Annotated in this window: 22 protein-coding genes; 12 read left to right on the top strand and 10 right to left on the bottom strand. The window is 74.5% G+C overall.

Annotated elements, in window-relative coordinates:
- Nucleotides 1-104 precede the first annotated feature (104 nt).
- Genes ACI79W_RS06255 through ACI79W_RS06225 form a run of 7 tightly spaced genes read left to right on the top strand, consistent with a single transcriptional unit; the run spans nt 105 to nt 5,465 of the window.
- On the top strand, nt 105-467 hold the full coding sequence (locus ACI79W_RS06255; protein WP_456561206.1) for a cupin domain-containing protein: 363 nt from the start codon (nt 105-107) through the stop codon (nt 465-467).
- 5 nt (nt 468-472) lie between these two features.
- Nucleotides 473-1,012 (top strand): dimethylamine monooxygenase subunit DmmA family protein, encoded by a 540-nt coding sequence (locus ACI79W_RS06250; RefSeq protein WP_456561205.1) that lies wholly within the window; start codon nt 473-475, stop codon nt 1,010-1,012.
- The gene (locus ACI79W_RS06245) at nt 1,009-2,007 is read left to right on the top strand and encodes a PDR/VanB family oxidoreductase (protein WP_456561204.1); all 999 of its coding nucleotides are present in this window, start codon (nt 1,009-1,011) and stop codon (nt 2,005-2,007) included. The genes ACI79W_RS06250 and ACI79W_RS06245 overlap by 4 nt, the downstream gene beginning before the upstream one ends.
- Nucleotides 2,004-3,008, top strand: coding sequence for a heme-dependent oxidative N-demethylase family protein (locus ACI79W_RS06240; protein ID WP_456561203.1), 1,005 nt, complete (start codon nt 2,004-2,006; stop codon nt 3,006-3,008). Before ACI79W_RS06245 ends, ACI79W_RS06240 begins: the two co-directional genes overlap by 4 nt.
- A complete protein-coding gene (locus ACI79W_RS06235) occupies nt 2,993-3,538 on the top strand; it encodes a dimethylamine monooxygenase subunit DmmA family protein (RefSeq protein WP_456561202.1) in 546 nt (181 codons plus the stop codon). The genes ACI79W_RS06240 and ACI79W_RS06235 overlap by 16 nt, the downstream gene beginning before the upstream one ends.
- Nucleotides 3,535-4,479, top strand: a complete 945-nt coding sequence (locus ACI79W_RS06230; RefSeq protein ID WP_456561201.1) for a PDR/VanB family oxidoreductase — start codon at nt 3,535-3,537, stop codon at nt 4,477-4,479. The genes ACI79W_RS06235 and ACI79W_RS06230 overlap by 4 nt, the downstream gene beginning before the upstream one ends.
- A complete protein-coding gene (locus tag ACI79W_RS06225) occupies nt 4,476-5,465 on the top strand; it encodes a heme-dependent oxidative N-demethylase family protein (protein ID WP_456561200.1) in 990 nt (329 codons plus the stop codon). Before ACI79W_RS06230 ends, ACI79W_RS06225 begins: the two co-directional genes overlap by 4 nt.
- A 569-nt stretch (nt 5,466-6,034) precedes the next feature.
- Here the strand turns inward: ACI79W_RS06225 and ACI79W_RS06220 are convergent.
- Complete coding sequence (locus tag ACI79W_RS06220; RefSeq protein ID WP_456561199.1) at nt 6,035-6,946, bottom strand: dioxygenase family protein; 912 nt, start codon at nt 6,944-6,946, stop codon at nt 6,035-6,037.
- On the bottom strand, nt 6,943-7,353 hold the full coding sequence (locus ACI79W_RS06215; RefSeq protein ID WP_456561198.1) for a DUF2218 domain-containing protein: 411 nt from the start codon (nt 7,351-7,353) through the stop codon (nt 6,943-6,945). Before ACI79W_RS06215 ends, ACI79W_RS06220 begins: the two co-directional genes overlap by 4 nt.
- A gap of 201 nt (nt 7,354-7,554) precedes the next feature.
- Here ACI79W_RS06215 and ACI79W_RS06210 point away from each other — a divergent pair, with 201 nt between their 5' ends.
- On the top strand, nt 7,555-8,082 hold the full coding sequence (locus ACI79W_RS06210; RefSeq protein WP_456561197.1) for a MarR family winged helix-turn-helix transcriptional regulator: 528 nt from the start codon (nt 7,555-7,557) through the stop codon (nt 8,080-8,082).
- Nucleotides 8,083-8,112: 30 nt separating this feature from the next.
- Here ACI79W_RS06210 and ACI79W_RS06205 read toward each other — a convergent pair whose 3' ends face one another.
- The 3 genes from ACI79W_RS06205 to ACI79W_RS06195 are packed head-to-tail and all read right to left on the bottom strand — an operon-like array spanning nt 8,113 to nt 11,479.
- Nucleotides 8,113-9,597, bottom strand: coding sequence for a mannitol dehydrogenase family protein (locus ACI79W_RS06205; protein ID WP_456561196.1), 1,485 nt, complete (start codon nt 9,595-9,597; stop codon nt 8,113-8,115).
- Nucleotides 9,594-10,709: a LacI family DNA-binding transcriptional regulator gene (locus ACI79W_RS06200; RefSeq protein WP_456561195.1), complete on the bottom strand. Its 1,116-nt coding sequence runs from the start codon at nt 10,707-10,709 to the stop codon at nt 9,594-9,596. The genes ACI79W_RS06205 and ACI79W_RS06200 overlap by 4 nt, the downstream gene beginning before the upstream one ends.
- Before the next feature lie 41 nt (nt 10,710-10,750).
- A complete protein-coding gene (locus ACI79W_RS06195) occupies nt 10,751-11,479 on the bottom strand; it encodes an SDR family oxidoreductase (protein WP_456561194.1) in 729 nt (242 codons plus the stop codon).
- Between the two features lie 218 nt (nt 11,480-11,697).
- Between ACI79W_RS06195 and ACI79W_RS06190 the strand changes: the two genes are divergently transcribed.
- Entirely contained in the window at nt 11,698-12,393 is a 696-nt protein-coding gene (locus ACI79W_RS06190) for a nucleoside/nucleotide kinase family protein (RefSeq protein WP_456561193.1), read from the top strand.
- A 63-nt stretch (nt 12,394-12,456) separates the two neighbouring features.
- Here ACI79W_RS06190 and ACI79W_RS06185 read toward each other — a convergent pair whose 3' ends face one another.
- Genes ACI79W_RS06185 through ACI79W_RS06170 form a run of 4 tightly spaced genes read right to left on the bottom strand, consistent with a single transcriptional unit; the run spans nt 12,457 to nt 16,401 of the window.
- A complete protein-coding gene (locus ACI79W_RS06185; protein ID WP_456561192.1) occupies nt 12,457-13,440 on the bottom strand; it encodes an ABC transporter substrate-binding protein in 984 nt (327 codons plus the stop codon).
- Nucleotides 13,437-14,537: an ABC transporter permease gene (locus ACI79W_RS06180; RefSeq protein WP_456561191.1), complete on the bottom strand. Its 1,101-nt coding sequence runs from the start codon at nt 14,535-14,537 to the stop codon at nt 13,437-13,439. The genes ACI79W_RS06185 and ACI79W_RS06180 overlap by 4 nt, the downstream gene beginning before the upstream one ends.
- Nucleotides 14,534-15,292, bottom strand: a complete 759-nt coding sequence (locus ACI79W_RS06175; RefSeq protein ID WP_456561190.1) for an ATP-binding cassette domain-containing protein — start codon at nt 15,290-15,292, stop codon at nt 14,534-14,536. The genes ACI79W_RS06180 and ACI79W_RS06175 overlap by 4 nt, the downstream gene beginning before the upstream one ends.
- A complete protein-coding gene (locus ACI79W_RS06170) occupies nt 15,289-16,401 on the bottom strand; it encodes a LacI family DNA-binding transcriptional regulator (RefSeq protein WP_456561189.1) in 1,113 nt (370 codons plus the stop codon). Before ACI79W_RS06170 ends, ACI79W_RS06175 begins: the two co-directional genes overlap by 4 nt.
- 259 nt (nt 16,402-16,660) lie before the next feature.
- Between ACI79W_RS06170 and ACI79W_RS06165 the strand changes: the two genes are divergently transcribed.
- Nucleotides 16,661-17,914: an AGE family epimerase/isomerase gene (locus tag ACI79W_RS06165; protein WP_456561188.1), complete on the top strand. Its 1,254-nt coding sequence runs from the start codon at nt 16,661-16,663 to the stop codon at nt 17,912-17,914.
- Nucleotides 17,915-17,918: 4 nt separating this feature from the next.
- Here the strand turns inward: ACI79W_RS06165 and ACI79W_RS06160 are convergent, their stop codons facing one another.
- Nucleotides 17,919-18,752 (bottom strand): class II fructose-bisphosphate aldolase, encoded by an 834-nt coding sequence (locus ACI79W_RS06160; protein WP_456561187.1) that lies wholly within the window; start codon nt 18,750-18,752, stop codon nt 17,919-17,921.
- Nucleotides 18,753-18,953: 201 nt separating this feature from the next.
- Between ACI79W_RS06160 and ACI79W_RS06155 the strand changes: the two genes are divergently transcribed.
- Nucleotides 18,954-19,925 carry a 1-phosphofructokinase family hexose kinase gene (locus ACI79W_RS06155; RefSeq protein ID WP_456561186.1) on the top strand — a complete coding sequence of 324 codons (972 nt, stop codon included), beginning with the start codon at nt 18,954-18,956 and terminating at the stop codon, nt 19,923-19,925.
- A complete protein-coding gene (locus ACI79W_RS06150) occupies nt 19,922-21,307 on the top strand; it encodes an FGGY-family carbohydrate kinase (protein ID WP_456561185.1) in 1,386 nt (461 codons plus the stop codon). The genes ACI79W_RS06155 and ACI79W_RS06150 overlap by 4 nt, the downstream gene beginning before the upstream one ends.
- The last annotated feature ends 73 nt before the right edge of the window (nt 21,308-21,380 follow it).

Here is a 21,380-nt window from a genome sequence, read left to right as displayed (position 1 = left end):
CCACTCGTTACAGCGATGACACCCATCCGATCGTCCACTGGCGTTACATGTCGTCCACCCACAGGGATCGGTCGCCCGACCGCTCCCACGCTGAGGAGGCGGACATGACCACCACCGGCACCATGGTCTTCGGACATGCGAGCGGCACCTACGGGGACCTGCCGAGCATGGAGGTTCCCGGCGTCAACGCCGCCATCGGCGACACGTTCGCCAACCCCGGGGGCTCGGAACTGTGCTCGGGCTTCTTCGAGCTGCTCGCCGGCGAGCCGCTGGACTACACCTACACCTACGACGAGATGAAGGTCGTCGTGGAAGGCGAGTTCCACCTCACCGACCTCGACAGCGGCGCGCGGGTGGTCGCCCGCCCCAAGGACGTGCTGTTCTTCCCCAAGGGCTCGCGGATCCGCTTCGAGACCCCCGACCGGGCGCTGGGTTTCTACACCGGCCAGCGGTCCTTCGCTCCCTGATCGGCATGGGGATCGAGCACACCAGCGTGCCCCGGTGGGCGGCCGCTCCACCGGCCCTCCCCCACGGCGTCCGCAGCGCCGCCGTCCTCGGCCTGGACGAGGCCGCCGGCCCTGTCGTCACCGCCTGGGCGGCGGAGGCCGCGGCCGCCGGGGCGGCGGTGAGCGTGCTGCGGGCGCGCACCACCACCGAGGCGCTCGCCTGGGTGGACGCCCGGGCGAGCGAGGCCCTGATCGGCTGGCGGCTGCTCGTAGCGGGCCCGGAGGAGGGCGTCCTCCGGGCCCGCGCCCGGGCCCTCCGGCTGGGAGCCGTCCCCGCCGAGGTGCTGACCCACGTGACGGGGATCCCCAGCCGCCGGGTCCACTGCGCCCACTGCACGCACGAGACGCAGACCTCCGCTGCCATCGGGGCGACCTGCACCTGCCAGGGCTGCGGGCGGACGCTGCACGTCTACCACCACGTGTCCCGGCGGCTGGGCGCCTACCTCGGGTACATGGTCGACGCCGAGGACGCCGGGCCGGAGGCGCTGACGGGGGTGCCGGCATGATCGCGGTGACCCCGCCCGCGCCCGCGCCCGCGCCCGCGGGGACCGTGGTGCACGCCGGCCCGGGCACCCTCCTGCTCCGGGTCACCGGCGTGCGAGAGGCGGCACCGGGCATCCGGACGGTCGAGCTCGCCTCAGCCGACGGGGCCGCGCTTCCCGCCTTCCCGCCGGGCAGCCACCTGGTGCTGCACTGCGGCGAACGGCGCAACGCCTACTCGCTGACCGGCGCCGGCATCGCACCGGAGAGCTACTCGATCTCGGTGCTGCTCTGCCCCGACGGGTCCGGCGGCTCCCGGTGGGTGCACGACCTGGTGGTCGGCGACGTCGTGGCGGCCGACGGGCCGCGCAGCGCATTCGCGCCCGTCGCCACCGCGCGGCACCACCTGCTCGTCGCCGGCGGCATCGGCATCACCCCGTTGCTCTCGCACGCACGCGCCGCGGCGAGGTGGAACCGGGACTTCACGCTCCTCTACGGCTACCGCCCGGGCGCCGGTGCCCACCTGGACGAGCTGCGCGAGCTCTGCGGCCCGCGCCTGGAGGAGCACCCGGACGTGGCCGGGTTCGTGGCCCGCATCGAGGCCGCCCTCGCCTCCGCCCCGCTCGGTATCCACCTCTACGCCTGCGGGCCGGCCGCTCTCCTCGACACGGTCCTCAGCGCGGCGGAGCGGCTGGGCTGGCCGGAGGCGCGGGTCCACACCGAACGCTTCTCCGCCGCGGCGCTCGACCCGGGCGACCCCTTCGAGGTGACCCTCGCCCGCTCGGGACGGCGGGTCGCGGTGCCGTCCGGGGTCAGCCTGCTGGAGGCCCTCGAGGACTCCGGCGTCCCCGTGCCCAACCTGTGCCGGCAGGGGGTCTGCGGCGAGTGCCGCGTGCCCGTTCTCTCCGGCCTGCCCCTGCACCGCGATCTCTTCCTCACCCAGGCGGAGAAAGCCGCCGCCGACAGCGTCATGTGCTGCGTCTCGCGCAGCACCGGCCCCGCCCTGGAGCTCGACCTGTGACAGCACCCGACGTCCGCGACCGGGCCCTGCCCGCCCGCGTCGCCTCGTTCCCCTTTCCCTTCCCGACGGACGCCTACCGGTACAGCACCAACGTGGAGCCGGCGGTCGCCCCACGGCGGACCGCCGCCGGCAGCTGGGGAGAGCACGTCCTGCACGTCGACGAGTACTACGCCTCCGACAGCGCCGAGTGCGCCGCCCTGCTGGCCGAGGACCCGACCCGGCTGCAGGAGCTGCCGCACATGAGGCCCGCCTCCTGGGACGCGATGCTCTACGTGATGGGCGAGCTGCAGCGGGCCCGTCCGGCGGCGTTCGCGCTCGACCGCCTCGCCGGGGATCGCTGGCGCTGGCGCAACGCGCTGCTGGGCGTCGACCAGGACTTCGCCTTCGGCGACGACAGCACGCTGCCGTCCGGCCCCCTGGAGTTCATCGCACCGCAGGTCCAGGACGACCTCGTGCTCCTGGACCAGCGCGAGGGCGCGCTGTGGGCCGACGCCGGCGTCGTCACCGCTGCCGCCGACTGGTCGATGCGGTTCGACGTGGGCATGAGCTTCCCCGAGATCCACGGGCCCGTTCCCCGGGTGCACCCGGAGGGCGTCATCGACCGCGCCCACCAGTTCCTCATGCGGCTCCAGCCCGGGGAGGCCTACCGCCGTACGAACTGGACGATGACCGTCGGCCGGCGGCTGGACACCGCGACGGAGACTTACCCCGAGTGGGGCCCCGACCGCCGCCTGGTCCTGGAGCAGGACCTCGGCGCCCGGCTGCACCTGCGGGTCGAGGTCCAGCACCTGGTCCGCCTGCCCAGCTCCGGTGCGGTGCTGTTCCTCATCCGGACCTACCTGCTGCCGCTGGAGGACCTGGCGCGGGTGCCCGCGTGGCGGGACCGGTTCGCGGCCGTCCTCGAAGAGCTGCCGCAGGACATGGCCGACTACAAGGGCCTGACCCGCTTCCGCTCCGCTGCCGTCGCCTGGCTGCGCGGTGCGGCATGCCCCCCGTGCTGACGGGTGAGCAGCTCCGAGCACGGCGCACCAGCGTGCCGTCGTGGCCGGCGCAGCCGCCGGCGCTGGACCTCAGCGGCCGGTCGTACCTCCTCGTCGAGGTCGGCGGCCGCGCCGTCGAGGTCGTCGACCGGTGGGCGGCCGAGGCGCGGGAGCACGGCCGGCCGGTGCGGCGCTGGGGGCTCGCGGGCGTGGACGGGTCGTCGGCCGCCGCGCTCGCCCGCCGCCTCGACGGGATGCACGTCGGCGACCGGGTGCTGGTGGCCGGGCCCGAGCCCGACGTCCTCACCCTGGTCGCCCTGGCCCGCGGGATGGGGCTCCTGCCCGAGGAGATCACCGCCTTCGCCGTCGACCGGGAGGCGATCCCGGTGTTCTGCGCCCACTGCGAGACGACCACGCGGCTCCCGGTGACTCCGGGCGCGGAGGTCGACTGCCCCGGGTGCGACCTGCGGCTCGAGGTGCACGCGCACGCGTCGGGGCACCGGGGCAGCTACCTCGCCTCCGCGGTCTCCGGCGCCGGGGAGGCGGGATGAGCGCGCCGGCCACGCAGCTGCTGCGGGTCACGCGGGTCGAGGCGGTGACCGACCGGGTGCGGCACATCGTGCTGGCCGACCCGGACGGCCGGTCGCTGGCCGGGTACGCGCCCGGCAGCCACCTGGTCGTGACCGCCGGCGGCACCCGCAACGCGTACTCGCTCACCGGTTCCGGGATCGCCCCGGGCGACTACCGGATCTCCGTCCTCCGCACCGGGGACGACGGGGGCTCGGCCTGGCTGCACGACGTCCTGCGGGAAGGGGACCTGCTGCCGGTGGAGGCGCCCCGGTCGGCCTTCCGGCCGGAACTGGCCGCGCGGAAGGCGTTCCTCGTCGCGGCGGGCATCGGGGTCACGCCGATCCTGTCGCACCTGTCCGCCGCCCGTGCGTGGGGACGCCCGGTGGAGGTCGTCTACGGATACCGCCCGGGCGCGGCCGCCCACCTGGACGAGGTCCGGGAGCTGGCCGGCCCCGACCTGGTGGAGGCGCAGGGCCGGGTGGCACTGGCCGGTGCGCTGCGCGAACGCATGGCCGTCCAGCCGTGGGGCACGCACGCCTACGCCTGCGGCCCCACCCCCGTCCTGGATCTCTTCACCGCGACGGCGCGCGCCGCCGGCTGGCCACCGGCCCGGGTGCACCTCGAGCACTTCCAGGCCCCGGAGCTCTCCCCAGGCAGGCCGTTCACCGCCCGGCTGCGCCGCAGCGACAGGGAGCTCCCCGTGCCCAGCGGCACGAGCTTGCTCGACGCGGTGCTCGGCGCCGGCGTCGACGTCCCGAACATGTGCCGCCAGGGCGTCTGCGGCCAGTGCCTGGTCCCCGTGGCCGCCGGCCGCGTGGAACACCGGGACCTGGTCCTCGACGAGTCCGACCGGCAGTCCTCGACCCACATGCTCGCCTGCGTCTCGCGGGCGGCCGACACCCACCTGGAGCTGGACCTGTGAGTGATCTGTCCCGGCTGCCCTGGCCCTTCGCCCCCGCCGACCGGTCGTTCCGGTACACGGTGAACGTCGAGCCCGCCCGCCGGCGCGTGGAGACGCCCGCCGGGTCCTGGGGTCAGCACGTCGTCGACCTGGGCGACGACTACGCCGAGCAGATGGCTCTGCGCCGCGACGTGCTGGCCCGTGATCCGGGGCGGCGCCAGGTCCTCCCGCACATGGAGCCGGCCTGCTGGGACATGCTCCTGTACCTGCTCAGGGAGCTCGTGACCGCCCGCCCGGACGCCATGCACCTGACCGACCTCGGATCCCAGGCCTTCACCTGGCGCAACGACCTCCTCGGCATCGAGCAGTCGTTCGTCCTGGGCGATGCCGCCACGCTGCCGACCGATCCCCTCACCTGGATCGGCTGCCAGGTGCCCGACGACATCCTCATGGTGAGCGACCGCGGCGGCCGGCTGTGGTTCGACGCCGCGCTGGTCACCTGGGCCGCCGCGTGGTCGGTGAAGTTCGACATCGGCATGCACCTCGACGAGATCCACGGCCCCGTGCCCCGGCTCAACGAGGACGGCGTGACCAGCCGCGCCACCCGGTTCATGCGCGGCATCACGGGCGACCAGACCTACCGCCGGGTCAACTGGACCTTCTCGGCGCACGGATCGCCGCGCCGCGACATCAGCCTGGAGGTCAAGCCTGAGTGGGACGCCGACATCCCGCAGCTGGTGCGGGACGGCGACTACGGCCGGCTGCAGCTGCGCATCGAGCTGGAGCACCTGACGCGGCTCCCGCTGACCGGGACGCTGACGTTCAACATCCGCACGTACATGGCGCCATTGGCCGAGATCGTCACGGTCCCGGGCTGGGGCGAGCAGCTCTCGGCGATCGTCGCCGAGCTCCCGGCCGACATCGCCGGGTACAAGGGCATCGCGCCCTACCGCGACGAGGTCGTGGCCTGGCTGTCCGACGCCGTGCCCACCACGGTCGCGGCCTAGCGCCGGCTCCGACGTCCGCGACGTCGTCGGCACCCCGGGCCTCAGCGGCGGGCCGGGGCTCGTGGTCGGCCAGGCCCGGCCGTTCGTCGGCCTCGATGAACACGTGGTCGGGGCCGTCGAGGTCGGGGCGAGGAAGTCCAGACCGGTCACGGGGTCGCCGATGGCACGGCCGGCGTGCGTGGCGGCTGCGGCGACCTCCGGGTGCAACCGGTCGGTGACGTCCTCGATCGTCCCGCCGGCGTGCAGGTTGGCCGTGCGCCGCACCTGGACCGGCATCCCCGCGGGCGGGACGTCGTCCATCCGCCACCCGGCCACGCGGACGTCGGCGCGCGGGGTCTCGTCGAGGAGGATGCGCGACTCGGCCCCGTCGCCCGCTCCCGCCGCCGGTCGCCGCCCGGATGAACGCCGTGACGTCCCGCTGGCCGTCCCGCGCACCACTCCCGCCGTGCGCGGACGGCCGCCGCACCGGGTCCCCCGCCGATCGGGCCCGCGGTCGGCGCCCTCCGCCGTTCCCCCGTGGCCGGCGCCGGCAGGCCGGGTGGACGGAGGCCCGGCGACCGCCGGCCTGGTCAGGCTGCCTGGAACGAACGCCGCGAGAGACCGAGGCCGTAGCCGTCGAGCGTGGTGACCACCGGGGCCGTCGGGTCGGTGGCCGCGCCGAGCGCGACGAAGACCGGGGTGAAGTGCTCCACGGTGGGATGGGCGTAGGGCATGCCCGGGGCCGCGGTGCGGAAGCGGGCGAGCTCGTCGACGTCGCCACGGGCCAGGGCGTCGGCCGCCCACGCGTCGAAGTCGGACGACCAGCCGGGCACCTCGTTGTCCACGAGCATCCGCCGGGTGAGGAACGGCAGTCCGTGGGTCATGTGGCCGGATGCGACCACGAGCACCCCGTGCTCCCGCAGCGGGCGGAGCCGCTCGCCGAGGGACAGCAGCTCCTCCGGGTCCTCGGTGGGCAGGCTCAGCTGGAGGACGGGGACGTCCGCGGCGGGGTACATGATCTTCAGGGGCACCCATGCGCCGTGGTCCAGGCCGCGGCGGGTGTGCTGGTGGACCTGCTCGCGGTCCGGCATGAGCCCGACCACCTGCGCGGCCAGGTCGGCTGCGTCCGGGGTGTCGTAGCGGAACGCGTGGTACAGCGGGTCGAAGCCGCCGAAGTCGTAGCCGAGCTCGCTCGGCCGGGTGGCGCTGACCGCCAGGGGCGCCGACTCCCAGTGCGCCGACACGACCAGGATGGCCTTCGGCTTGGGCAGGGAGCGCGCCCAGCCGTGCAACGGGCCGAGCCACTCGTCGCTGGCGAAGGGCATCGGGCCACCGCCGTGGGAGAGGTAGAGGCTCGGCAGCGGCCCGTCCTCCGGTGTCCAGAGCCGGTGCTGCTCCCCCGCCTCGAGGTCGCGGACCCGGCGCAGGTGGGCGGCGAAGGGATGTGCGTCCGGGATCCGGGCGTCGGCGAGAGCCGTCGTGGTGGGGGCCGGCGTGGTCATGCGGACTCCTCGGTGCTCGTGGCCGGGGCCGCCACGGACATCCCCGCGCTGGGGAAGGGAGCACCTGCCGTGCGGACCCAGCGGACGGTGAGCTCCTCGCGCTGGGCGAAGCGCTCGAGGTGGCTGCCGAGCACGTGCTCGACCCGCGCGACCGACTCCTCGTCGTCGCCGGCAGCCCACAGGGTGAGCACGCCGTCGCCGACGACGATGCCGGCGGTGGCACCGCCGATCACAGCGGTCGCAGGGGCGCTGGTGGCGTCGCCGGTGAACGCGACCTTGCGGCCCAGGTGCGACACCAGCTGCTTGGCGTAGCGGCCGGGGACGCCGGTGGCCACGTCGGCCCGGGATACCGTCACCCGGCCCTGTTGCGTGATGCGGTCGCCCGACGGCGACGGGTTGCTGGTCATCGGTTCTGCTCCTGTGCGGATGTCAGGCGGCGGACGCTCGGGCGCGCACGCGCGTGGCCGTACGACGGCGGCCGGTGATGTGCGGCAGTGCGAGGAGGCCCGATGCCGCGTCGGCACCCCTGCGGGTGAATGGTTGTCCCTTCAACTTCCATTCTGCGCCAGAATGCTTGCTCATACAACCATCGACATCAGGACGTCACCGTGGACACTCCGTGGCTCGAACCCCGGCAGATGCGCGCGTGGGTGCGGCTCATCGGGCTGCTCGAGCTGCTCCCGGGAGTGCTCGACGCGCAGCTGCGCAGGGACGCCGCCGTGACGCACTTCGAGTACTACGTCCTGGCGGTGCTCTCCGAGGCACCCGGCCGGACGCTCCGGATGACCGACCTGGCCCGGCACACGAACGCCACGCTGCCCCGGCTCTCGCACGTGATCAGCCGTCTGGAGACCCGGGGACTGGTCGAGCGCCACCCCTGCCCCGAGGACCGGCGCGCGACCGACGCCCGGCTCACCGACGCCGGCTGGGCGAAGGTGCGGGAGGCCGCCCCGGGCCACGCGGCCAACGTCCGCCACCACGTCGTCGACCCGCTCGACGACGACCAGGTCGATCAGCTGACCACCATCGCCGACGCCATCCTCGCCAGGCTCGACCCCTCCGGGGCGATGAAGGCCGTCTACACCCGATACGACGAGCTACCCGGCCAGCCCGGGCCGCCGGAGCCGAGCCCCTGATCCAGGCGGACGCCGGCCTCGGCCAACGGGTCAGGACCCGAGCGTGCGCGCCGCCGCCTCCCGGGCCCCGGATCGGCCCAGCAGTTCGGCCGCCCGCGCGAAGGCACCCCGGAAACGTCCGTCGGCCCCCAGGTCGCCGAACACCTCCTCGACCGCGAGCACAGCGAGGGGGTCGCCGCCCGGGTGGCGCAGCAGCGGGGCGAGCCGGTCCAGCCGGGCGTCGACCACGGGGATCGGCGCACCGGTCTCGTCGGTGCCGCCGGCGTACCGCGCCCAGGCGGCCACGGCCAGCACGGCCAGGTCGATCGGGCCGCCGGTGGCGAGCTGCTCCCGGATGACCGGGAGGACGAAGGTGGCGATCCGCTCGGAACCCTCGGCGCAGTTCCGCAGGAGCGTGTCGCTGACGGCGGGGTTCGCGAAGCGCTCGAGCAGGGTGCGCCGGTACTCCGCGAGGTCGGTGCCCGGCACCGGCGGCAGGGTCGGCGTCGCCTCCACACGCATGTACCGCTCGACCAGGTCCTGGAAGAGCGGGTCCGCCATCACCTCGTCCACCCGGCGGTACCCGGCCAGGTAGCCGAGGTAGGACATCACCTGGTGGCTGGCGTTGAGCAACCGCAGCTTCATCAGCTCGTACGGGCGCACGTCCTCGACCAGCTGGACGCCGACCTCGTCCAGGGGCGGGCGGGCGTCGCTGAACCGGTCCTCCAGCACCCACTGCAGGTACGGCTCGGCCACCACGGGCCACCGGTCCGCCACCCCGGTCTCGGCCGTCAGCCGCCGGCGGTCCTCGTCGGTGGTGGCCGGGGTGATCCGGTCGACCATCGAGTTCGGAAAGGCGACGGAGGCGGCGATCCAGTCGGCGAGCCCGTCGGCGGTCCGCTCCTCCTGCAGCCGGGTGAACTCCACCAGCGTCTGCCGGGTGAGGTCGCCGTTGCTCTCCACGTTGTCGCAGGAGACGACGGTGAACGGCGGCGTGCCGGCCGCGCGGCGCCGGCGCAGCGCTTCGGCGAGCAGCCCGAACGCCGTCCGGGGGCGCGGGCTGTCCAGGTCGGCGGCCAGCGCGTCGTCCAGCCGGAAGCGGCCGGTGGACTTGTCGGTGCTGTACCCGCCCTCGGTGATCGTCAGGGTGACCAGCCGGGTTCCTGGCGCGACCAACGCCGCCAGCACCGCCGCGGGATCGTCGTCCAGCAGGAGGAGCTGCACGAGCGAGCCGACCACGGAGGGCTCGATCGACCCGTCCGCGCTCTTGAGCACCAGCGTGTAGAGCCCGTCCTGGGCGCGGAGCGCCGAGTGCAGCGGACGGTCGGCGGCGAGCACCCCCACGCCGGTGATCCCCCACTCGGCGTGCCCGAGCGCCAGCAACCGGTCGAAGTAGACCGCCTGGTGCGACCGGTGGAAGCCACCGACGCCCAGGTGGACGACACCGCTGGCGACCGCGGTGCGGTCGTAGGCCGGCCGCCGCACCGCCTCGGGGAGCGTGGGCAGGGTCGAAGTGCGCAAGGGGGTGGCGGTCACGGCAGGGGCTCCTCGGCGAGCGTCGACGGGGTGTCGGGGAGGCGGGTACCGACGTGTGCTGCCGCGGCCCCGCCCGGGGGGTCGACGGCACCGGGTCCCGGGCAGGAGGAGGGGAACAGGACCCCGGCGTCGGCCGGCGACCAGCACGACCGGCGCTCGAGGAGCCGGACCGGGCGGACCGTCTGCCGGCGGAAGCGGCGGCCAGGAGCCCCGATCCGCGCGACCACCCGCTCGGCGGCGAGCCGCCCGAGAGCGGCCGGGTCCTGGTCGACGACGGTCAGCGCCGGCGAGAGCATGTGGGCCATGGGGAAGTCCCCGAAGCCGACGAGCGCCCAGCTGCTGCCGGCGAGCGCCGGCACGAGCGTCATCGTGGTCCGCGCGTCGCCGGTGATGAGCGCCGTCGGTGGCCGAGCCGCCGAGCGGAGCCGGGCGACGACCTGCTCGGCGCTCTCCTGGTCGACCGCGCCGAACGCGACGAGCTCGTCCCCCGGCCGCAGCCCCGCGTCGGCCAGTGCCGCCCGGTGGCCGGCGAGCCGCTCGGCGGTGGTGGTCATCGCCGGGCTGTCCCCCACGAAGGCGATCTCCCGGTGACCGCGGCCGAGCAGGTGCTCGGTGGCGATCCGGCCGCCCCCTCGGTCGTCCCCCGTGAAGGTGTCGGCGGCCAGGTTCCGGGGCGGCCGGTCGACGAAGACGATCGGGAGCCGGGTGGCCCAGGTGGCGAGGTGGCCGTGGTCCTGGGACGTCGGCGCGACGACCAGCCCGCTCAGCGTCCGGCCGAGCAGCGATTCGAGGGCGGCCGCCTCACGCCGCGCGTCGTACCCGATGCTGCTCACCAGGACCGCCATGTCGGCGCTCGCGGCGACCTCCTCCACCGCCTTGGCCAGGACGGCGAAGAAGGGGTCGGCGAGGTCGGGGACCGCCACCCCCACCACCGGCGGGCGGCCGGTGCGGAAGGACTGGGCCAGGGAGTTGGGGACGTAGCCCAGCTCCCGCAGCGCACCGGCCACGCGTGCCCGGGTCTCCGGCAGCACGTGCGGGTCGTCGTTGAAGACGCGGGAGACCGTCTTGGCGCTGACCCCGGCGCGCGCGGCGACGTCCCGCATCGTCGTCATCGGGCTGCGGTCCGCCCCGGGCGCGGTCGGGAGTGCATGCGTCAGCGGGCGGTGTAGCCGCCGTCGATGGGCAGCGAGACGCCGGAGATCATCGAGGCGTCGTCGCTGAGGAGGAAGACGATCGGCGCGGCGATCTCGTCCTCGGTCGCCCAGCGCCCCAGCGGCATCTGGTCGAGGAACGGGCCCTCGATGTCGGGCCGCCCCCAGTACCACGCCGACATCTCGGTCATGACCACGGTCGGGTTCACGCTGTTCACGCGGATGCCGTACCTGCCGAGCTCGAGGGCCGAGACGCGGGTGATGTTGTCCAGCGCCGCCTTCGACGAGCCGTAGGAGATGTGGCCGGGCAGCGCCACCAGGCTCGCCTGGCTGGACACGTTGACGATGGCCCCGCCCCGGCCGAGCCGGATCATCGACGCCGACGCGTACTTCGTGACCAGCAGCGCACCGCGGGCGTTGATGCTGATGACCTTGTCGAAGACGTCGATGTCGGTCTCCATCGGGGTGGCGATCTCCCCGCCGAAGCCCCCGCAGTTGACCACACCCCACAGGTCCAGCCCCTCGACCGCCGACCGGACGCTGTCCTCGGAGGTCAGGTCGAACGCGAGCGGACGGGCGCCGGTCTCGGCGGCCAGCGCCTCGAGCGACCCGACCGAGCGGCCGCTGGCGATGACGTCCGCCCCCGAGGCCCGGAGCCGGCGCACCGTGGCCCCGCCGATGCCGCCGGTTGCCCCGGTGACCAGCACGGTGCGGCCGTTGAAGTCGGTCATGGAAGCGCATCTCCTCAGCAGGTGCCGTCGCGGTCGTGCACCGCCGCAGGAGCGCCGGTCCGCCGCCCGATGCAACCACAGCACGACGTCCATGTCACCGGTGACATGGACATCCGCCCGGTGCGTTGACGGCGGGGCCGACCCGTCTCTACGGTCCTCCGTGCCCCGCTGCGGCCATCCCGCGCCGCAGCGGCAGCCGGCGCGGGAGGACGTGGACGGTGCAGGAACGGGCTCCGACCGGCGCGGGCACCCCGCCGGTCGTCCGGGCGACGCCGCAGGAACTGGTCGACCGGGCGGCCGCCCTGGCACGAGGGGGCACCCGGCGCGTCCTGGGCATCACCGGCGCCCCCGGTGCGGGGAAGTCCACCCTCTGCGCCGCGCTGCTCGACCGTCTCGGCGACCGGGCGGCCTTGGTCGGCATGGACGGCTTCCACTACGCGAACGTCGAACTCGCGCGTCTCGGGCGCGCCGACCGGAAGGGAGCACCGGACACCTTCGACGTGGACGGGTACGTCGCCCTCCTCGGCCGCCTCCGGACGCCGCCCCCGGTGCCGGTCTACGCGCCGGTGTTCGACCGCGCCCTCGAGGAACCGATCGGCAGCGCCGTCCCGGTCGGCCCGGAGGTCCCGCTCGTCCTGACCGAGGGGAACTACCTGCTGCTGGAGGAGCACGGCTGGTCGGCGGTGCGGGCCTGCCTCGACGAGGTCTGGTACCTCGAGGTGCCGCCGGACGTGCGCGAACGCCGCCTGGTTCGCCGGCGGCGTTCCTACGGTCACGCGCGGGAGGCGGCCGAGGAGTGGGTGCGCTCGGTCGACGGGCGCAACGGCCGCACCGTCGAGACGTCGCGGTCGCGCGCCGATCTGGTCGTCCACCTCGACGTCCCGGAGACAACCGGCGACGACGTCGCCGGCTGAGCCCGGGCACGGACGCGCGACGCCCCGCCCCTCGCGAGAGGGACGGGGCGTCGCGCGTCGGGATCAGCAGTCGGAGCGGTACAGCGCGTCCTGGTTGTCGGCCAGGTTCTCCTGCGTGAGGATCGTGAACCCGGTCTGGATCTCGGCCTCGACCTCCTCGCCGTTCAGCGAGGCGACGACCTGCTCGAGGCCCTGCCGGCCGATGTCGGCCGGCTGCTGGGCGACGAGGGCCTGCACGGTGCCGTTCTCCAGCGCCTCGACCTGGGCCGGGCCCGCGTCGAAGCCCACGACGGTGACCTGCTCCTGGGCACCCGCCTGACGCAGACCCGTCGCCGCACCTTCCGCGGCGAACAGGTTCGTGCCGAAGATGCCGATGAGGTCCGGGTCCGACTGCAGCGTCGAGGTCACGATCCGGGCTCCCTCGGCGACCTCGTTCTGCGCGTACTGCGTGGGGAGCGCGGTGAACTTCGGGTCCTCGGCCAGGGCGTCGAGGAAGCCCTTGATCCGCGCCTCGTTGGTGCTGATCCCCGGCTCGTGCCCGACGATGAGGACCTTGCCACCGTCCGGGTTGGCCTCCTGGATGGCCTGGAAGGCCGCGGCCCCGCCACCCTCGTTGTCCGAGGCGACCTGGGTGACCGCCATGGACGGGTCCTCCAGGGTGGTGTCGACGAGGCCGACGGTGATACCGGCGTCCGCCGCTGCCTTGATCGGACGGTACATCCCCGTCACGTCGGTCGGGGCGATGAGCAGCCCGTCCGGGGAACTCGCCACGACGCTGTCGACGATCGGCGTCTGCAGCGCGGGGTCGAACTGCTGGGGGCCCTGGGTGGTGACCTCCACTCCGAGCTCCTCGGCCGCCTCCTGGATACCGCACTCCATGGTGATGTAGAACTCGTCACCGGCGACGCCCTGCACGAAGGCGATCTCGTAGGCCTCGGAGCCGCCCCCGCCGGCTCCACCCTCACCCGCGTCGTCCCCGCCGCACGCGGCGAGACCGAGGGCGAGCGCCGAGATGGCGGCGATCCTGGCCGTGGTGCCTCTGTTCACTGTGCTTCCTTTCGACGTGCCCCTGGTGGGCGGGAGAACCGGGAGAACAACGTGCGGCGGGTGCTGGCCCCGCGGCTCGCCGCGGCGCGGCGGACCTGGTCGACGTAGACCGCGGCGATGAGGAACGCACCGACGACGACCTGCTGCCAGAAGGGCTGGACACCCATGATCACGAAGCCGTTCTGGAGGACGGCGGGGATGAACAGCCCGATCACGGTGCCGGCGATCGTGCCGATGCCGCCGAAGAGGCTCGTCCCGCCGATGACGACACCGGCGATGACGTTGAGCGCGGTGTTCGACTGCCCGGCGATCGTGGTCGACGAGAAGAACGCCAGGTTCAGGATGCCGGCCAGCCCGGCGCAGAAGCCGGCCAGCGTGTACACGAGGACCAGGTGCCGGTCGGCCTTCACGCCGACCCGTCGCGCGGCCTCGCCGTTGGAGCCGACGGCGTAGGTGTACCGGCCGAACCGGGTGCGGTGCAGGATCACCGCGCCGATCAGCACGACCGCCAGCGCGATGAGCGACAGGTAGGGGATCTGGCCGAACAGCCGCCCGAAGCCGATCGTGTCGGTCAGCACCGTCGGGGCGCCCCGCAGGTCGATGCCCCCGGTGAGGATCTGGGCGGCGCCCAGCGCCATGCCCAGCGTCCCGAGGGTGACGATCAGCGGGGGCACCTTCAGGCGGGCGACGACCACGCCGTTGAAGAGCCCCCACAGCGTGCCCGAGGCGCAGGCGACGAGGGCGCCGACGATCGAGACGCCGACGCCCTGCCCGCCGAGGGCCGTCATGGTCTTGGCCGCCACCACCCCGCTGAAGACCAGCACGCTGCCGACGGACAGGTCGATGCCGCCGGTGATGATCACGAACGTCATCCCGACGCCGATGATCGCCAGGATCGAGACGTTGACGACGACGTTGCGGAAGTTGTTCACCGACAGGAACGCGTCCGGCTCGGCGATGCTGAACAGCACGATGAGGATGAGCAGCACCCCCAGGATCTGGAAGGCCTGGGCGCCGACGAGGCGCTGCAGCGCGCTCTTCGGCCTCTCCTCCTCGGGCGCGCCGGTGTCCTGCTGGGTCGCCGCCACGGTGCTCACGCCGCCTCCTGGCTGATCGCGCCGGTCATGGCTCCCACCAGTTCTTCCATCGAGGTCTGCTTGGCGTCGTAGGTCGCCACCCTGCGGCCGAGCCGCAGCACCTGGATGCGGTCGGCCACCTCGATCACGTGCGGCATCGAGTGGCTGATGAAGACGACGGCGATGCCGCGGTCGCGCACGCGCTTGATCAGGTCCAGCACGTTGCGGGTCTGCACCACGCCGAGCGCCGCCGTGGGTTCGTCGAGGAAGATCACCCGACTGGCCCACGCGGCGGCCCGTGCCACGGCGATCTGCTGCCGCTGGCCACCGGACATCGCGCCGACGGGTGCCGCGAAGTCCCGCACCGTCGCCCCGAGGTCGGCGAACGCCCGCTGCGTCTTCGCCTTCATCTCGCCGTGGTCCATGAAGCCGAGCTTGCCGAGCAGGCCGGACCGCATGACCTCCCGCCCGAGGTACATGTTCTGCACCGGGTCCAGGTGCGGGGCGAGCGCGAGGTCCTGGTAGACGGTCTCGATGCCGAGCGCGCGAGCCGCGGCCGGGCTGTCGATCGTGACCCGCTTCCCGTCGCTGTACAGCTCGCCCGAGTCCACCGCGAGCGAGCCCGACAGCGCCTTGACCAGCGTGCTCTTCCCCGCGCCGTTGTCACCGATGAGGGCGACCACCTCGCCGGCGTTGACGTCGAAGTCGGCGCCGTCGAGAGCACGGACGTGCCCGAACTCGCGCCGGAGGCCCCGGGCCTCGAGGGCGGGGGTCACCGCGCCACCTCCTGTGCGTTCAGCGACGTCATGGTCGACGCCCTCCCTTCTCCTCCGTGGCGCACCACGTCCTGCAACCTGTCCTGCACCCCGTCGTGGTCCGGGACGAACTCCCCGTCGTGCGGCCGGAGCTCGCCGGAGCCCCGTGGCACGAGGCCGACCGGTACCAGCACCGTCTCCGCGGGGGCGTCGGGGTCGTCGAGCCGGCGGAACAGCCGCTCCGCGGCGGCGCGACCGATGACCTCGGGGTCGTGGTCGAGAACCGTGACCGCCGGCACGAGCGAGTCGGCCATCGCGAAGTCGTCGAAGCTCACCACCGCCACGTCGGTGCGACCGCAGCCGTGGAGCAGGGGCACCAGGCCCAGCGAGCACCGCATGTTCGACGAGAAGATCCCCGTGGGCGGCTGCGGTGCGGTGAGCAGCTGCTCGGCCGCCACGCGGGCCTCGGCGGCCGTCCCGGCGCCCACGGCCACGAGCGACTCCTCCTCGGCGAGCCCGTGCGCAGCCAGCGCCCGGCGGTAGCCGGCCAGGCGCAACCGGGTCGTCGGGTTGCGCAGCTCGGACCCGAGGAAGGCGACCCGCCGGTGGCCGTGGTCGAGGAGGTGCCGGGTCGCCATCTCCCCGGCGGCGAGGTCGTCGACCAGCACGGCGTCGCTGACCATGCCCTCCGGGAGCCGGTCCACGAACACGATCGGCGTCCGCCGGCCGGTGCCGGCGAGGTAGGTGTGGCTCTGCGCCATCGGGGCCACGATGAGGCCGGCGACCTGGCGCACGAGCAGGCTCTCCACGATCACCGACTCCCGCTCCGGCTCACGGTTGCCGACGCTGGAAACCATCACCGCCAGTCCCCGCTCGTGGGCGGCCTGCTCGACGGCGCTGGTGAGCCGGGCGAAGAAGGGGTCGGCGAGGCTCTCCACGACCAGCCCCACCACGTCGGCGCGACCGACCCGCAGCGACCGGGCCACCAGGTTGGGCTGGAAGCCGAGCTCGGCGATCGCCTGCTGCACCCTGGCGCGCGTACCGGGGGTGACGTGCGCATCCCCGTTGACGACCCGGGAGACGGTCTTCGCGCTGACCGCCGCCACGCGGGCGACGTCACGCAGCGTCACGCGCTCACGCACGACCGGCCCCCGGCTGCACGCCCGACGGCAGCACGAGCAGCGCTCGCGCGGTCGGAGCGGGAACGGGCACAGCGGGCACCTTCAAGGGTTCGACGAGCGGTCATCGGTGACCTGCGTCATGCAACAACCGCTTTGTCATCGATGTCAAGCCACCGATATCCAGCCGAGACCCAGCCGTTGCCGAGCGCTAGGGTCCCTCCACCGACCGCTGCCGGCCCACCTGATCGGCCATCCCCGAGGAGGACCCATGACGACGACCGGTGACTCCCCGCAGTCGGGCTCGTGGATCTCCCTGCCGAGCCACCGGGCCTGGCTGGACCGCGAGGGCGACCGGCTGCTCGCCTTCGCCGAGGCCGCGGGCGGCGCTCCGACCGGCTTCGCCTGGCTGGACGACGAGGGCCGGCCGGACCCCCGGCAGGCGCCGCAGCTGTGGATCACCGCGCGGATGACGCACGTCTTCGCCCTGGCCCACCTCCGCGGTCGGCCCGGCGCCGGGCCGCTGGTGGACGCCGGGCTCGCCGCCCTGGCCGGTCCGTTCCGTGATGCCGGGCACGGCGGCTGGTACTCCTCGCTCACGCCCGAGGGCGAACCCGCGGCCACCGGCAAGTCCGCCTACGACCACGCGTTCGTCGTGCTGGCCGCGGCCAGCGCCACCGCCGCGGGGCGGCCGGGCGCCGCGAACCTGCTGCAGGAGGCGCTCGCGGTGGTGGAGCAGCATTTCTGGCGGGACGACGAGGGCCGGTCGGTGGAGAGCTGGGACCGCACGTGGACCGAGCTGGAGGCCTACCGCGGCGCCAACAGCAACATGCACACGGTCGAGGCCTTCCTCACCGTCGCGGCGGTGACCGGCGACGACCGCTGGCTCACCCGCGCCACCAGCATCGCCGAGCACCTGGTGCACACCGCAGCCCGCGAGAACGGCTGGCGGCTGCCGGAGCACTTCGACGCCGGCTGGCGGCCGCTGCCGGACTACAACGCCGACCGCCCGAACGACAAGTTCCGCCCCTACGGCTCCACCCCCGGGCACTGGCTCGAGTGGTCCCGCCTGCTGCTCCACCTGGAGGCCGCGCTGGGCGCCGACGCCCCCGACTGGCTGCTGCCCGACGCCCGCAGCCTGTTCGACGCCGCCGTCGAGGTCGGCTGGGCGCCCGACGGCGAGCCGGGCTTCGTCTACACGCTGGACTGGTCGGACCGGCCGGTCGTCGCCTCCCGGCTGCACTGGGTGCTCACCGAGGCCATCGGCGCGGCGGGCGCGCTCGTCCGGCGCACGGGCGATCCGACGTACGAGCGCTGGTACCGCACCTTCTGGGACGAGGCCGTCACCCGGTTCGTCGACCGGGACCGGGGCAGCTGGGTGCACGAGCTGCCCGTGGGGGACAGCGACGCCGTCTGGACCGGGAAGCCGGACGTGTACCACGCCTACCAGGCCACGCTGCTCCCCCAGCTACCGCTGGCACCGGTGCTGGCCGCAGCCCTGCGGCGCGAGCCCGGTGCGGGCTGAGGCGTCAGCCGGCCAGCAGCCGGACCAGCCGCTCGACCTCCTGCGCGGTCGCCGTCCGGGCCGCTCCGAGGTACTTCCGGGGGTCGACGAGCGCGGGGTCGGCGGCGAGCGACTCGCGCACCGCCCGGGTGAAGGTGCCGTTCAGGTGCGTGGAGATGTTGATCTTCGTCATGCCGGCCGACACCGCCTCCCGCAGGTGGTCGTCCGGGACGCCGGAGGAGCCGTGCAGCACCAGGGGCACCGGTACGGCGTCCCGGATGGCCGCGATCAGGTCCAGGTCGAGCCGCGCGGTGCGCGTCGTCATCGCGTGCGAGCTGCCGACCGCCACGGCCACCGCGTCGATGCCGGTCTCCTCGACGAACCGGGCGGCGTCCTCCGGCCGGGTCCGGACCCCGGGCGCGTGAACGCCGTCCTTGCCGCCGATCTCCCCGATCTCGGCCTCGACGGAGGCCCCCCGGCCGTGCGCCCGCTCGACGACGCGCCGCGTGGTGGCGAGGTTCTCCTCGACCGGCAGGGTGGAGCCGTCGAACATCACCGAGGTGAAGCCGAGGCCCAGCGCCTGCTCGACGAGGTCGACGTCGGTGGCGTGGTCCAGGTGGACCACCACCGGGACGTCCGCGGCGTCGGCGATCTCCAGCATGGCCCGGCCGACGGGCGCCAGGGCCCCGTGGTACCGGACGGCGTTCTCGCTGACCTGCAGCACGGTGGGCCGGCCCGCCGCCTCGGCTCCCGCGACGATCGCCTCGGCGTGCTCGATCTGGATGACGTTGAAGGCGCCCAGCCCGCTGCGCGCCTGCTGCGCCGCAGGGAGGACGTCGGTCAGTGCTGCGCGTGCCACGGGGTGCTCCTCGGGTCGGCGGTCCCGCCGGGAGCGTCCGGAACGGGCTCGGGGCCGCAGGGCGGACCCTGCGCGACGTCGGGAGACCGGCCTGGCGGACCCGTCCGACCGGACGCCGGCGCCCGGCCGGGAACGTAGCAGCCACCCGATCCCACCCACTCCACCGTCCACCCGCAACGCCGCCAGGCCAGGAGGAGATCCGTGCACGAACCGCACGCAGGCCCGACCATCCACGTCGTCAGCCCCAACCCCGCGCAGGACCGGCTGCAGGTGGTCCCCCGCCTCGTTCCCGGCGAGGTGCACCGCGCCGTCGAGGTGGTCAGCCGGCCGGGTGGCAAGGGCATGATCGTGGCGCGTGGCACCGTGCGCCTGGGGGGTCGCGCCGCTCTGCACGGCTTCGTCGGCGGGTCCGTCGGCGCGCAGATCTCGGCCGGCTGCCGCGAGCTCGGCATCGACGACCGCCACCTGCCGATCACGGGTGAGACCCGGGTGAACACCGTGATCGTGGACCGCGCGACGGGCGCCTCCACCGTGATCAACGAGCCGGGCCCGGATGTCGGCGCCGGCGAGGTGGACGCGCTCGTCGAGGGCCTGCTGGCGGCGGTGCGGCCGGGTGACCTCGTCGTCTGCACCGGGAGCCTGCCGCGGGGTGCCCCGGCCGACCTCTACGCGCGCTGCGTGACCGGGCTGCGCGGGCGGCAAGTGCTCACGATCGTGGACACCTCCGGTCCGGGGCTGGCCGCCGCCCTCCGCGCGGGCCCCGACGTGGTGAAGGTCAACGAGGAGGAGTTGCGGGCCGACGGCGGGCTGACCGGTGACGGGGAGGACGCCGACCTGGACGCGCTGATGGGGCGGGCACTGGCCGCCGGGGCCGGCGCGGTCGTCGTCACCCGGGGTGCGGCCGGGCTCTCCTACCGGTCGGCGGACGAGGGGTGGGACGTGTCCAGCCCGAGCGTGCCGGTGGTCAACGCCACGGGCTCCGGCGACATGATGCTGGCGGGCTTCGCCACCTCCCTGGCGCAGGGCGAGGACCGCCCGACCGCGCTGTGCACCGGGGCGGCGGCCGGGGCGGCCAACGCCCGGCGGCTGGAGCCGGACCTCGGCGGGTGGGACGAGGTCCGCGAGCTGCGATCCGCCTCCGCCGCCACCGCCGTGCCGGGGCTGCGCCCGTGAGCACCACCTTCCTGGGCATCGACGTCGGCACCACCCGCACCAAGGCAGTCCTCCTGGAGCCGGGTCGGGGCACCGTCCTCGGGGCGGCCGCCGTCCCGACGCCGCAGACCCAGGACGGCGGCACCACCGTCCACTCCCCCGCGGCGATCCGCGGCGCAGCCATCCACGTCGCCCGGAGCGCGCTGGCCGAGGCCGGTCCCGAGGCCCGCGCCGCGCTGGGCGGCATCGCCGTCACCTCGGTCGGCGAGGAGGCGGTGCTGCTCGACGCCGCCGGCCGGCCGGTCGGCGACGTGCCGACCTGGTTCTCCGGCGTCGGGCACGCCCCGGCACGGGAGCACGCGGCCGAGCTGGACCGCCGGGCCCCGGTCACCGGCCTCCGGCACCCGGAGTACAGCGTCCACGCCCTCGCCTGGTGGGCCCGCACCCGGCCGGCCCCGGCGCGCGCGGCCACGACGCTGACCGATCTCGGCAGCTGGCTGCTCGCCTCCTTCGGCCCCGGCGACCTGGTGATGGACCATTCCCACGCGTCCCGCACGGGCCTCTTCGACGCCCCCACCCGGTCGTGGCGCGCCGAGGGCCTCGACGTGGTGGGCATGGGGCACCTCACCCTGCCCCGCCTCGTCCCCTCCGGCACGGTGGTCGGCGAGCTGGGCGGCGACCTCGCCGCGGAGCTCGGCGTCGCGCGCCGGATCCCCCTCGTCACCGGCGGGCACGACCACTTCTGCGGCGCACTCGCCGCCGGCGCCCGCTCCCCCGGTGACGTGTTCGTCTCCGCCGGCACGTCCGAGGCGCACCTGCTGGTCACGGACTCCCTCGACCCCACGGCCACGGCCGGCAGCGAGGTGGGCTGCTTCGTGACCGACGGCCTGTACTACCTGCACGCGGCGCTGCCGTCGGGGGCGCTCTACCTGACGTGGACGAGGCTGCTGGGCCTGGATCCCTCTGCCTCCCTCGACGACCTGATCGGCGGGGAACCGGTGGGCAGCCGGGGCGTGCGGGGTCGGATCTCCCCGGACCGCCGGCTGGACCTGGACGGCGTCCCGCTCGACGTCACCCCGGCGACAGTGGTGCGCGCCCTCATGGAGACGACCGCGGTGGCCTCGCGCGACCTGACCCGGGACCTCAGCCGGGCCGCCGGCCGGGCCGTCACCCAGCGGTTGCTGGCCGGCCGGCCGGCCGAGTCGGCGACGTGGCGGGAGATCCGCGAGGCGGTCGGTGAGGGCACCGCCGCGTTCGTCGACGCGCAGGAGGCCACCGCCCTGGGAGCGGCTCACCTGGCCGTCCGCGGGGTCACCGGTCAGCTGCCGCCTCCGGCCCCCCGCCGCCCCGGCCCCGCGCTGCCCCCGGAGCGCCGGCAGGAGTACGCCCGCGCCCTCGGGTGAACCCACCGGTCCGCGGGCGGCCCCGCCGTCGTCGACCGCCCGAACCGCGGGCTCGCCTCGCCTGGCGCGGGTC

It is taken from the genome of Blastococcus sp. SYSU DS0533 (assembly GCF_054050775.1).
Note: the sequence above shows the minus strand (reverse complement) of the source record. Positions and strands in the feature narration are given on the sequence as shown.